Annotated in this window: 13 protein-coding genes, 2 tRNA genes and 1 other RNA gene; 8 read left to right on the forward strand and 8 right to left on the reverse strand. The window is 53.6% G+C overall.

The genetic code is table 11. The features are described from left to right. Positions 1-474: 474 nt before the first annotated feature. The 8 genes from E3E30_RS07295 to ffs form a co-directional block, all read right to left on the reverse strand. A tRNA-Gly gene (locus E3E30_RS07295) sits at positions 475-552 on the reverse strand. Between the two features lie 8 nt (positions 553-560). Continuing rightward, positions 561-637 (reverse strand) — tRNA-Phe (locus E3E30_RS07300). A gap of 67 nt (positions 638-704) precedes the next feature. Continuing rightward, a complete protein-coding gene (gene queC / locus E3E30_RS07305; protein WP_167729076.1) occupies positions 705-1,424 on the reverse strand; it encodes a 7-cyano-7-deazaguanine synthase QueC in 720 nt (239 codons plus the stop codon). Continuing rightward, positions 1,421-1,831 carry a PIN domain-containing protein gene (locus tag E3E30_RS07310; RefSeq protein ID WP_167729077.1) on the reverse strand — a complete coding sequence of 137 codons (411 nt, stop codon included), beginning with the start codon at positions 1,829-1,831 and terminating at the stop codon, positions 1,421-1,423. The genes queC and E3E30_RS07310 overlap by 4 nt, the downstream gene beginning before the upstream one ends. Beyond that, on the reverse strand, positions 1,819-2,055 hold the full coding sequence (locus E3E30_RS07315; RefSeq protein ID WP_167729078.1) for an AbrB/MazE/SpoVT family DNA-binding domain-containing protein: 237 nt from the start codon (positions 2,053-2,055) through the stop codon (positions 1,819-1,821). Before E3E30_RS07315 ends, E3E30_RS07310 begins: the two co-directional genes overlap by 13 nt. A gap of 92 nt (positions 2,056-2,147) precedes the next feature. Further along, entirely contained in the window at positions 2,148-3,050 is a 903-nt protein-coding gene (locus E3E30_RS07320) for a dihydroorotate dehydrogenase (protein WP_167729079.1), read from the reverse strand. 34 nt (positions 3,051-3,084) lie between these two features. Next, positions 3,085-4,083 (reverse strand): pyridoxal-phosphate dependent enzyme, encoded by a 999-nt coding sequence (locus E3E30_RS07325; protein ID WP_167729367.1) that lies wholly within the window; start codon positions 4,081-4,083, stop codon positions 3,085-3,087. A 47-nt stretch (positions 4,084-4,130) separates the two neighbouring features. Beyond that, an RNA gene (ffs, locus tag E3E30_RS07330) (signal recognition particle sRNA) lies at positions 4,131-4,444 on the reverse strand. 97 nt (positions 4,445-4,541) lie between these two features. Between ffs and E3E30_RS07335 the strand changes: the two genes are divergently transcribed. From E3E30_RS07335 to E3E30_RS07370, 8 genes are all read left to right on the forward strand, one after another. Then, positions 4,542-5,981: a hypothetical protein gene (locus E3E30_RS07335; protein WP_167729080.1), complete on the forward strand. Its 1,440-nt coding sequence runs from the start codon at positions 4,542-4,544 to the stop codon at positions 5,979-5,981. A 256-nt stretch (positions 5,982-6,237) separates the two neighbouring features. Further along, entirely contained in the window at positions 6,238-7,677 is a 1,440-nt protein-coding gene (locus E3E30_RS07340) for an FAD-dependent oxidoreductase (protein ID WP_167729081.1), read from the forward strand. Continuing rightward, a complete protein-coding gene (locus E3E30_RS07345) occupies positions 7,674-8,183 on the forward strand; it encodes a 4Fe-4S binding protein (protein ID WP_167729082.1) in 510 nt (169 codons plus the stop codon). Before E3E30_RS07340 ends, E3E30_RS07345 begins: the two co-directional genes overlap by 4 nt. A gap of 1 nt (position 8,184) precedes the next feature. Continuing rightward, positions 8,185-8,457, forward strand: coding sequence for a (2Fe-2S)-binding protein (locus E3E30_RS07350; RefSeq protein WP_042691515.1), 273 nt, complete (start codon positions 8,185-8,187; stop codon positions 8,455-8,457). Then, entirely contained in the window at positions 8,450-9,616 is a 1,167-nt protein-coding gene (locus E3E30_RS07355; protein ID WP_167729083.1) for an FAD-binding oxidoreductase, read from the forward strand. Before E3E30_RS07350 ends, E3E30_RS07355 begins: the two co-directional genes overlap by 8 nt. Before the next feature lie 84 nt (positions 9,617-9,700). Then, on the forward strand, positions 9,701-10,378 hold the full coding sequence (pyrH, locus tag E3E30_RS07360; RefSeq protein ID WP_167729368.1) for a UMP kinase: 678 nt from the start codon (positions 9,701-9,703) through the stop codon (positions 10,376-10,378). An 80-nt stretch (positions 10,379-10,458) separates the two neighbouring features. Beyond that, a complete protein-coding gene (locus tag E3E30_RS07365) occupies positions 10,459-10,755 on the forward strand; it encodes a hypothetical protein (RefSeq protein WP_167729084.1) in 297 nt (98 codons plus the stop codon). Positions 10,756-10,846: 91 nt separating this feature from the next. Next, complete coding sequence (locus tag E3E30_RS07370) at positions 10,847-12,013, forward strand: potassium channel family protein (protein ID WP_167729085.1); 1,167 nt, start codon at positions 10,847-10,849, stop codon at positions 12,011-12,013. The last annotated feature ends 24 nt before the right edge of the window (positions 12,014-12,037 follow it).

Raw genomic sequence — 12,037 nt, forward strand, 5'->3', positions numbered from 1 at the left:
TCATACAGGTTTAACACTACAACAAAACTCCTTGGGGATAGTTTCAACTTCATATCGGCGCCCTTTGGGCGCCTTCAAAGGGAGAAACACTCACAAAAGGAGCAACTCTAGTAGAAACCCATTCTAAAACCTGCACTCTTAAAAAGGCACCTCATCTTCCGCCAGCGCTTGCGCAGGAAGCTTTTGAAAAAAGCTTCACCAAAAGTTAGTAGCTCCTGATCGAGGGCTCAAGTAGAGCAGATTTTGCTCATAAATCGCACTTTCAAAAGGAGAACTCTCTCAGAAAGCCTCTCAAAGGGGTTTACTCTCCCTTGACGCCCTTCGGGCGTTGATTTAAAGGTAAACCCACGGTAAAAGAGCAATTCGATAGGTTCTCCAACTCAAAAAGGGCCAGTTGATAAGAAATGACCCGAAATTTAGCCCTCCAAAAGGAGCTACGAGCCTTGGTCAAACTTCGCACAGGCGAAGTTTGTGTGGTGCGGTGGCCGGGATTTGAACCCGGGTCACCGGCTTGGAAGGCCGGTGTCCTAGACCAGGCTAGACTACCACCGCACAGAAAGTGGTGGGGCGAGGGGGATTTGAACCCCCGACACCCGGATCTTCAGTCCGGCGCTCTCCCAGGCTGAGCTACCGCCCCACGCCCAAAGATAAGGGCAAGGAAGAGATTTATAAATCTTGCGGTGGCAAATGAACAGGTATGCACATCAAATCTTCGGCTCGACGGCGTAAACGGTCTCGTCCTCACCGATGGTATCAATCAGACCGCGGTGCCGCCTCACACAGCTTTCACACTCGCCGCAGTGTATTGGCTTTCCGTCCTCTGTGAAGCCCTTCGGCATGTAGCAGGAGTTGGAGTACTCGTACTTCGCGTTCAGCTCCTTAAGGAGCTTAGCGATGCCCCTCTTGTCAAGGTCTATGAGCGGAGCAACGACCTTAACCTCTGCCATCGTTCCATACTTTAGCATCTCGTTCATCTTCTCGACGAACTCGGGCGTGTTGTCCGGGAAAGTGGCACCTTCCTCCGCGTTGAAGCCGACTATTATGTCCCCCCCGCCGAGGGCATCGAGGAGAGAAGCGGCAACGCTTATGAGGACGACGTTACGAGCTGGAACCCAGACGCTTTTGGCCGTCTCCTTCGCCCTCTCGAAGTCCTCAAGCTCCTCCGCGGTTACCTTCGGCGTCTCTCCACCGACGAGCGTCGTTCCGCGAAGCTTTGAGAACTCCTCAAGGAAGTCGAGGCGAACTATCTTCAGCGGGACGTCGAGCTCCTTTGAAAAGAACTCCGCAACTTTGTTCGTAACGCGCTCCTCGTTGCTCCCGTAGTTGATGACGAGCATTATGACCTCGTCGTAGTTCTTCTTTGCCCAGTAGAGGCAGGCCGTTGAGTCGAGTCCACCGGAAAACAGCACCACCGCGCGCTTCATTCCAACACCTCCGGGATGGGTTTAATTCCAACTTTCATTGCACGGTTTCTAAGCTTTTTGTCGTAGCTCGCGAGGGTTCCGACTTCCTTGGCTATCGCAAGGATTACGGAGTCGTTGTAGTGCTTGAGACCGAGGTTTCCGAAGAGCTCGAAGGCCGAGAGTAAATACCGCCTATCATCGACGATTTCTGTCCTGGGTTCTTCAATTATCTGCTTAATCATATCTTCAGCGTTATTCGGGGAAACACCCATTTTTGCCAGTTGCCAAATGAGCTCATAGAGGGTTATTGTAGGCACGACCCACTTATCAAGGTTCATTAAGATGTCGAGGGCCTCTTCGTGTCTCTCGTAATCCTCAAACAGAGCATAAACGAAAAAGTTCGTGTCGATAACTGCTACTCCTCCCATGTCAATGCCTCCTCTATGGACTCCTCAATCATTCTTTCCATCTCTTCGAGGCTGTACTTTCTGCCCAGGCGGTAGGTCTTCCACTTTCTCTTTGCCCTTTTGATAACTATCTCTTCCCCCCTCAGCTCAACGGTGAGGTATTCGCCCTGCTTTATGCCCAAAGCTTTTCTAATCTCGGCCGGAATCGTTATCTGGTAGTTCCGGGTTACCTTCGTGACCGGCATAGTAGTTCACCATAGTATAGTAGACTTTCCTCCTATAAAGTCCTTTTGGCCAAAAAGGAGTGCGGGACAAAACAGAATGCAGAAATAAAACTTCACTCAAGGGCGAGGCCAACTATCTCCTCCACGCTCGAAAAGCCCTCACTCTCGAGGTAGGCTTCGATGCCCTCATTGATTTCCCTGAAGACCTTCCAGCCCCGAAGCGAGACTGCAGTTCCAATCTGAAGCGCCGAGGCCCCAGCCAAAAGGAACTCAACGGCGTCCTGCCACGTTGTTATTCCGCCGATGCCTATCACCGGAACCTCGAGGGCCTTCGCGAGGTCGTAAACAGCTCTGAGCGCGACGGGCTTAACGCCAGGTCCGGAGTAGCCTCCAACGCGGTTGCTGAGGATTGGTTTCCTCGCGTAGATGTCAATGGCAACGGCCTTGAGAGTGTTTATCGCCGAGACGGCATCTGCACCGGCCTTCTCAGCCGCCAAGCCGAGCTTCGTGATGTCGTCTATGTTCGGCGTCAGCTTCGCGATAACCGGCTTATCGGTGGCGTCCTTGACGGCTTTCACCACCTCGTAGACGTTCTCCGGGCTCTGGCCGATTTCCATGCCATAACCTTTGGCGTGGGGACAGCTGAGGTTCAGCTCGAAGGCATCTGCCACGTCGCTCAGCTTTTGGGCTAAGAAGGCGAACTCCTCAGGCGTTCCGCCGAAAATCGAGACTATCAGCGGGAAGTCGAAGGTGTAACCGTTTACCATCTCGAGGAAGCCCTTCCAGCCCGGGTTTGGCAGGCCCATCGCGTTTATCAGACCGTAGGGAAGCTCGACGATGGTGGGGTTGTCGTAACCTTTCCTCGGCTCGATTCCGATTGATTTCGTAACGACTCCTCCAGCACCTTCCTCGTGCGCTCGAATCCACTGCTCCGGAACCTTGTCGTTGATTCCCGATGCGAGAATGAGCGGGTTCTCGAACCTTATCCCAAAAAGCTCGACCTCAAGGCTCGCCATCTCTACACCTCAAAGGCAAAAAGAGGGAGGAACTTTAAGCCTTTTGGATTAGTTTGAGCATCTCCTCGCCGTAGTGGAAGACCCCCGGGAAGCCGCCGGTGTGGATGAAAAGCACGGTTTCGCCGAGTTCTCCCCTCTCAGCCAGCTCCATGAGGCCGTAGAAGGCCTTTCCGGTGTAGACCGGGTCGAGGATTATTCCCTCGCTCGTGCCGACGAACCTTATGAGCTCGGCGACCTCCCTCACTATCTTTCCGTATGCTCCAAAGCCGTAGTCGTGGATTTCCGGCTCAGGAACTTCAACGCTGACGCCCATCAGTTCCGACGCCTCAAGGGCGAGTTTCTTCACGCGCTCTCCCAGGCCTTCAACGAAGCCGCCGACGTCCATGCCGACGACCTTCCAAGGAGCCTTCACGAGGACCGAGCCGAGGAGCAGGCCTGCAAGAGTTCCCCCACTGCCGACGGCGTCAACGACCGAGTTGAACTCAACGCCGAGCCTTGTCATCTGGGCGTGGATTTCCCCAACGGCCCTCACGTAGCCGAGCGTTCCAACCGGGGAGGCTCCACCTGCGGGAATGAGGTAGGGTTTTCTGCCCTCTTTTTCCAGCTCTTCGGCGACCTTTTGAGCAATCGGCCAGAGCTCGCTCGTCTTCTCAACGCTGTAAACCCTCGTCTCGATTCCCATGAGCTTGTCGAGGAGGTAGTTGCCCTTGAGTTCTTCCTTACCCCTTAGAACGAGAACGGCGCCTAATCCGAGGCTTTTTGCAGCGAGAGCGGTAACGAACGCGTGGTTGGAGTGAACGGCACCGGTTGTTATGACCGTGTCGCAACCTTTGGCTATCGCGTCGCCGAGAAGGAACTCAAGCTTCCTGACCTTGTTCCCGCCGATTCCGAAGCCGGTCAAGTCGTCGCGCTTGACGTAGACGTCAACCCCGAGCCTTTCGCTGACCTTCGGAAGGTACTGAATCGGGGTCTCCCACTTTATCAGCTCGACCCTCGGGAACCTCGCGAGAAGCGAACCTATCTTTGGGTGCATCGGAACCACTGTTAAGATTTAGGTAGAAACGTTCAAAAGTTTAGCGGCGGCGGGCGCGCCCGGGGGTGGGAACCCTCCGCCGCGCCCCTCCACCGGGGCTCCCTCACCCCCGCTACCCCGGGAGCGCCGAACGTCCCGCCTACCGCTGCTCCCTTCCGGGCCTGGCGGGGTTCGGCGGGCAAAGGGCGTTAGCCCGGCCCTCCAGCCGGACCTCGCCCACCGCCGGCCCCCCGGGACGAGGGCTCATCGTTACACCCCGGCTTCGGGGCGCGGTTTTGGGAACCGCCCCCCGGGCTTCGGCCCCGGCATATCGGCGGTTTCCGGTTACAGGGGACGCCGAACCCCCCGGCCTAGCCCGCCGCCAACGTTAGTTTTAGGGCCGGATATATAAAGGTTTGGTAGGCTTGGATACCGAAAACCTCTTATTTTCTGAGATGTTGTAGTAACAAGGGGGTATTATGAAAAGGATGTTGCCCTTTATAATCGCACTTATTCTCTCATCGCTGGCTGTTCCGGTGGTTAATGCCGAGAGCGGCCCCCTGTGGGCGAAGAGTTACGGCGGCAAATATGGAGATATTGCTAATGCGGTTGCCGTTGCTCCAAACGGAGACATTATCATTGCTGGGGGCACTGACAGCTTCGGTGCTGGCTCTGCGGATGTTTGGGTTCTTAGACTTGATAGTGAGGGCGATGCGAGATGGAGTAAGACCTACGGTGGATTGAGTAATGATTATGCCAACGCCCTCACCGTTGCCCCCAACGGGGACATCGTTATCGCTGGGAGTACTAAAAGCTTCGGTGCTGGAAGTTATGACGTTTGGGTTCTTCGGCTTGATGCCGAGGGTAATGTAAAATGGCAGAAGACTTACGGTGGCTCCGGGTGGGATGAGGCCAAAGCCGTTGTCATTGCGCCAAACGGAGACATAATCGTGGCGGGATACATGGACGGCGACGTATGGGTTCTTCGTTTGGATGAGAATGGAAACGTAAAATGGCAAAAAACCTATGGGGGGAGTGATGAGGAAGATGCCTACGCGATTGCTCTGACTCAAGACGGAGGCATCATCGTAGTTGGCCATACCTACAGCTTTGGCACAGGTGCTCCCGTTTATTCCAACGTCTGGGTCCTCAGCTTGGATGAGAACGGTAGTGTAAAGTGGCAGAAAACTTATGGTGGGTTCAAAAATGATGAGGCTTATACAGTTGCGGTTACCAAGAACGGAGACATCGTTGTAGCTGGGTACACCGAAAGTTTTGGTTCTAGAAGGGAAGATGTTTGGGTTCTTCGGCTCGATAGTGATGGAAACGTTAAGTGGCAGAAAACTTACGGTGGAGATGGCAATGAGAGGGCTTACGGGGCTGTGATTGAAAAGAATGGGGATATCACCATTGTAGGCGGCACTAAAAGCTTTGGTTCTGGCCGTTATGACGTTTGGATTCTTCGACTTGACGCTAATGGTAAGGTAAAATGGCAAAAGACTTACGGAGGGTCCAGCAGTGATTGGGCCTATGCGGTTTCCATCGAACCCGGGGGAGACGTTACTGTCGCGGGCTGGACTGTGAGCTTCGGCGCCGGTCGTGGGGACGCTTGGGTCCTCAGGCTTACTCCTGGCGACTTTTCGTGGTTTAAGTCGAGTTTCGGGTTCTCTAGTGAAGGTTCAAACGCTCGAGTAATGGATACCAATGCTCAAGTCGCAACTTCTAGTGCTCTGGAAAGTATCCCAAACATTGAAGTCAAACACTCCAAAGCTGAAGTTTTAAGCGAAGGGATAGTGGTGGAGACACAGTATCCCTCCAATGAAAGAGTTCTGACGGTTTTAGTACTCAGCATTGGTTTTATGATGGGAATAACTCTTTACGGGGCTCGCAAGAGAAAGGGGCCCCAACCAGAGGGCTAAACGCCTTGCAAGCTTACATCTTTCTTTTGAAAGCCTCGCCATTCAGGCAGGGAGCGGTCAGAAACTCTACTCAAACTACGGCCAACCAGAACGGTCGTTAGACTCACATGCAGTCTCAAACAAGACCTGAAACAGATGGATTTGGGTTCTTTTCCTTTTCTCACGTACATCTCGGCTCGAAAACCAAAGGTGAAGAACCTTCGGGTTGAAAAATTTTCATAAACAAAACGAAGCATCCATTCATAGGTGACCGTTAATGCGCCTCAATGAACATCCTGTTCTCAGGTTTGAACGCGGCAGAGAGGTTACAATATACTTTGAAGGGAAACCCCTCAAGGCCTACGAGGGCGAGACAATAGCGACTGCCCTTCACGCCGCGGGAATCAGGGTCCTCAACTACTCCCCGAACGAGAAGCGCCCGAGGGGGCTCTTCTGCGCCATAGGCAAGTGCTCCTCCTGCCTGATGGTCGTCAACGGGATTCCAAACGTCAGGACGTGCATAACACTCGTCGAGGACGGCATGAGGATAGAGCGCCAGCACGGAAGGTCCAGGCTCCCGACTAAGGCCAAGCCGCCGGAATTCAAAGATGCGAAGGTCGTTAGGGCGGACATCATAGTCATAGGCGGCGGCCCCGCTGGGCTGATGGCGGCAATTCACGCATCGAGGGCCGGGGCCAAGGTCGTTCTCATAGACGAGAACCACATGCTCGGCGGCCAGCTCGTCAAGCAGACCCACAAGTTCTTCGGCAAGCGCGAGCAGTTCGCGGGAGTCAGGGGAGTGGAAATCGCGAGAATCCTCGAGGAGGAGCTGAGGAAGAGCGAGAACGTCGAGGTATTTCTCGAAACCTCAGCGGTTGGCATCTTCCAGGAGGGCGAAGAGAAGCTCGTCCTGGCCGTCAGAAAGGAGCGCGAGCTGATAGAGTTCAGGGGAAGGGCAGTTATCGTCGCCACCGGCGCGATGGAGAGGATGATTCCCTTCGAGAACAACGATTTGCCCGGGGTTTACGGCGCCGGAGCAATCCAGACGCTCATGAACACATACGGCGTCAAGCCCGGAGACAGGGTTCTCATCGTTGGAGCGGGAAACGTGGGGCTTATCCTCGCCTACCAGCTCATACAGGCCGGCGTCGAGGTGAAGGCGATAGTAGAGGCCATGCCCAAAGTTGGCGGCTACTTCGTCCACGCGGCGAAGGTCAGGCGTCTTGGAGTTCCAATACTCACGAGGCACACCATCCTCCGGGCCGAAGGAAAAGAAAAGGTCGAGAGGGCCGTTGTGGCCCAGCTCGATGAAAACTGGAGGCCGATTCCGGGAACAGAGAAGACCTTCGAGGTTGACGTCATAGCGCTCGCCGTTGGCCTGAGGCCCAGCATTGAACTGCTCCACCAAGCCGGCTGTCAGATAAAGTACGTCCGCGAGCTGGGAGGCCACGTGGCGGTTCGCGACGATTGGATGGAGACGACCGTTCGGGGAATCTTCGTTGCAGGAGATTCGGCCGGAATTGAGGAGGCAACCACCGCGATGCTCGAGGGCAAGATAGCTGGAATAGCAGCAGCGCTGAGGCTCGGAATAGCGGACGAGAGCTGGGTTAGAGAGATAGAGAAGGCCCAGCGCGACCTTGACGAGTTCCGCTCCGGGCCCTTCGGCAGGCACGTAGCGGAGGGAATTAGGAAAATACTCGCGGAGGCGAGAGCATGAGCGAGATTCCTGCTTACCTTCAGAGGGGATACATAACCCCGGGGGAGCTGTTCTCAATAATTCCGAAGCCGAGCGAGGATAGGCTCAGGAAGAGACCCGTCGCAGTTCCTGAGTGCCCGCAGGAGATACCGTGCGCCCCGTGCAGGGAGATATGCCCGACGGGCGCAATAAACATGCCCACCCCGAACGACCTGCCGATTGTTGACTACGACAAGTGCATCGGTTGCTCCCTCTGTGTCCAAATCTGCCCAGGTCTGGCGTTCTTCATGGTGCACTACGTCGGCGACAAAGCGCGCATAACGATGCCCCACGAGCTCCTTCCGGTTCCCGAGAAGGGCGAGGAGGTCGTTCTTCTCAACAGGGTCGGCGAGCCGGTCGGAAAGGGGAAGGTAATTACCGTCGTCCCGAGGGAGAAGAGCAAGGGTGACACGCCGATAATCGTTGTTGAGGTGCCAATTGAGCTGGCCTGGGACGTTCGGGCGGTTAGGGTTGAACGGAGGGGATGACATGACCGGAAAGAAAATCGTCTGCCGCTGTAACGACGTAACAGTTGAAGACGTCGAGAGGCTCATAGATTCAGGCGTCACGGACATTGAGGAAATTAAAAGGCTCCTCCGCGTCGGCATGGGGCCGTGCCAGGGGAGGACGTGCATTCCAATCGTAATCTCAATCCTCGCGAGGAAGACCGGGAAGAGGCCCGAGGAGATACCGCTCCCGAAGGCGAGGGTTCCGATTCGGCCGGTCCGCGTAGAGGTCATCGTGGGTGGTGCCGATGAGTAGAATCGCGGTAATCGGAGGCGGAATAATAGGGGTCGCCACGGCCTACGAGCTGGCCAAGCTCGGCGAGGAGGTGGTCCTCTTCGAGAAGAACTACTTCGGTTCGGGCTCCACCTTCCGCTGTGCCACGGGAATACGCGCCCAGTTCACGGACGAGGCCAACATCAAGCTCATGAAGCACTCGGTCGAGCGCTGGGAGAAACTCGAGGAGGAGCTTGGGGCGGATATAGGCTTCAACCAGACCGGCTACCTGTTCTTAGCGACGAGCGAGGAGGAGGTTGAGGCGTTCAAGGCCAACATAAAGTTGCAGAACCGCTTCGGCGTCCCGACGAGGCTCATCGGCATGGACGAGGCGAAGGAGATAGTGCCAATCCTCAACACCGAGCCGTTTTTGGCGGGAGCATGGAACCCGAAGGACGCTAAGGCGAACCCATTCAAGACGCTCTTCGCCTATCTGCGGAGGGCGAGGGAGCTTGGCGTTGACGCGCGCGAGCACACAGAGGTCGTTGGACTTGAGCGCGAAGGAGAGACCATAACCGCTGTAAAGTTCAGGAGCAACGGGAAGGTTGAGAGCGTTAAGGTTGACGCTGTCCTAAATGCTTCCAACGCATGGGCGCCTCTAATCAACGAGATGGCGGGCTTAAGGCGTGACCTCGTTCCGATTAAGGCCTACAAGCACCAGCTCGTCAAAACGGAACCGCTTGAGAGGGGACAGGCCGAGCCTTTGGTGTGCCCGCCAGCGTGGGAAGACGCCTACATAATTCAGGACGGCGAGGACGGCGGAATCATCTGCGGTGCGGGGATAGAGCACGAGGCGAAGAGCTTAGAAGATGTGGAGCCGACCTACGACTTCCTGCGCGGGGTTCTCAGGTGGGCAGTGAGAATCGCCCCTCCGCTCCGCTACGCCCACGTTGTAAGGCAGTGGGCCGGCTTCTACGCGAAGACACCCGACAGCAACCCGGCAATCGGGAAGCTTTTGGACAACTTCTACATCGCGGCGGGCTTTTCTGGCCACGGCTTCATGATGGCGCCGGCCGTTGCCCAGGCCATGGCCGAGCTAATCTCGAAGGGTCGTTCTAAGGCTCCCCTGGACTGGGAGTGGTACGACCCGTACCGCTTCGAGCGCGGAGAGCTGAGAAGCTCGGCGTTCCAGATTGGGTGAGCTTTTTCTCCGGCTTTTCCTTTTAACATCCCTCCGTCAAGAAAAAGGTTATAAATCGAGCCGATTAGCACCGTGAGGGTCGTCATGAGAATCGTCTTCGACATAGGTGGCTCTGTTCTCGTTCCCGAAGACCCGGACGTCGAGTTCATCAAGGCGATAGCGTACGAGCTCATCAAGATAAGCGAGGACCACGAGGTAGCGGTGGTTGTCGGCGGTGGAAAGGTGGCGCGCAAGTACATAGAAGCCGCGAAGACCTTCACGCCCAACGAGACCTTCAAGGACTACATAGGAATCCACATCACGAGGGCGAACGCGATGCTCCTCATAGCGGCGCTCGGCGAAAAGGCCTATCCCTTCGTCATTCAGGACTTCCGTAAGGCGTGGGAGGTCATACAGCTCAAGAAGATACCGATAATGGGCGGAACTCATCCCGGCCACACGACCGATGCCGTCTCGGCTCTCCTCGCCGAGTACCTTCAGGCCGACCTCCTTGTCGTCGTAACCAACGTTGATGGAGTCTACGACTCCGACCCGAGGAAGAACCCGAACGCGAAGAAGCTCGACAGAATAACCCCTGAACAGCTCGTCGAGATTGCGATGGAGGCCGAGAGTAAAGCCGGCGGAAGCGGTGTCGTTGATGCCTTAGCGGCGAAGTTCATCCAGCGCGGGCGGATAAGGACCTACATCGTCGGCAAGAAGGACGCCTATCACCTCTTCGACGTTGTCAGAGGGAAGCACGGCGGGACTGTTGTGGAGCCTTGAAGTCTTTCTTTTGATTTTGGTTGCTGACTAATTTTGCTGAGCCAAAATGTTTTTATCATCAAGTTCGGTAATATACAGCCATGTGCAAGATGGCACACTTCGGGAACTGCGACCCTGAGACGGCAGACCAAGAGTACTGCATTTTTCATAAGCCAAATAAGAGTGGGGAGGAAGCTGTAGAGTTCTATAAAAAGTTCTTAGATAGATTTAAGCCACATGTTGAAGAGATTGAAGTTGATGGAAGGAAAATAAAGAGATTTGTTTTTGAAAAGCCTGTGGATGCGAGAGGTTTTGTTTTCCCAGAAATTCCAGACGTGACGATTGAATATAAGGACAAGAAAGGCAACGAGTGGAATCAGAGATTGATTTACGTTTGAAAATGCAGTATTTAAACATGAAATAAATTTAAGTAACTCAATATTTAAGAGCAATATGTATTTTAATTTTCATGATGTAACCTTTAGTGGAGTGCTAAAATTGCACAAAACAAGACTGTATCCGGGGTTAGATTTTTCCGGAAGCACATTTGAAGAAAATGTTGAAATTGTAACTGATTCCCCCTCAGGAATTTTGATATTTAATAACTGTATTTTTGGAGGAGAACTAGTCCTCATAGAATCTACTCTGGAGGGGATTTTAGGAGAAAACATTGAGTTTACTAAGATTGGGTTAACGTTTTGGGATTCTAAGTTACAGAATATTGTACTCAAGAATATCAACGCCTTCTCATTAAGTATAAATGATTGCATCATCGGCAAAGAATTCGTTATAACCAACTCAAAAATTGTGGCAGGTGACTTTTCAGGTTCTCAGTTTACGGGATTTCTTGAACTTCATAACTGTAAAATCGACGAAGCAAACTTCTCTGAATTATATGTGGGTCTTCGTTGCAATTTTGAAAACATAATATTCTTGAATAACTCCGACTTCTCAGCTACAACTTTCAACGGGTATGTCTATTTTACGGACTCTGTTTTTAAGGGAGACGTCTCCTTTGAGGGAGCTTCATTTAATGAGCCTGTATCTTTCCAGGGGAAACCTAAAAATGAAAAATTCAAATTCTACGGAAAGCTCGATTTTTCTCATGTGGACATCCGAAAAGGCATTGATATTGACATCCCAACTGAATGGTTCAAACTCCCCGAAGCGGAAATCGAAGCTCGTCGTGTCCAACGTCTCAGTTACGAAAAAGAGGGCAAACGCGACGAAGCCGATAGAATGTTCGTCCTAGAAATGAGAGCTAAGAGACGTGCACGCTTACAAAACGCAAGGAGCAAGTTCGAGCAGATTAAAGCAAGACTCCATAACTTTGTTGAATGGCTTTTAGCAGATTTGCCCCCAGAATACGGCACGAACTGGGTTCGCCTGTTTTTATTTTCGCTTTTGGTAATCATTGGAAACACCATTCCCTACACAATATGGAGCAACTTCATTAAGGGATTCCCAAAAACCTCAAACATTGTCATCCGTTTCGCCAACGCCCTCTACTACTCCCTCGTCACCTTCACGACCCTTGGCTACGGGGACATGCATCCTACCGGCTGGCTCAAGGCTCTGAGCGCCCTTGAAGCCTTAACCGGAGCCGTCTTTATGGCCCTCATCGTCGCGGTGATAGCGAGGAAGTGGATGCGCTGACTCAACCCTTTTATATTCTCTCGT

The sequence above is a fragment of the Thermococcus sp. 9N3 genome (genome assembly GCF_012027685.1).
Lineage (GTDB): Archaea > Methanobacteriota_B > Thermococci > Thermococcales > Thermococcaceae > Thermococcus > Thermococcus nautili.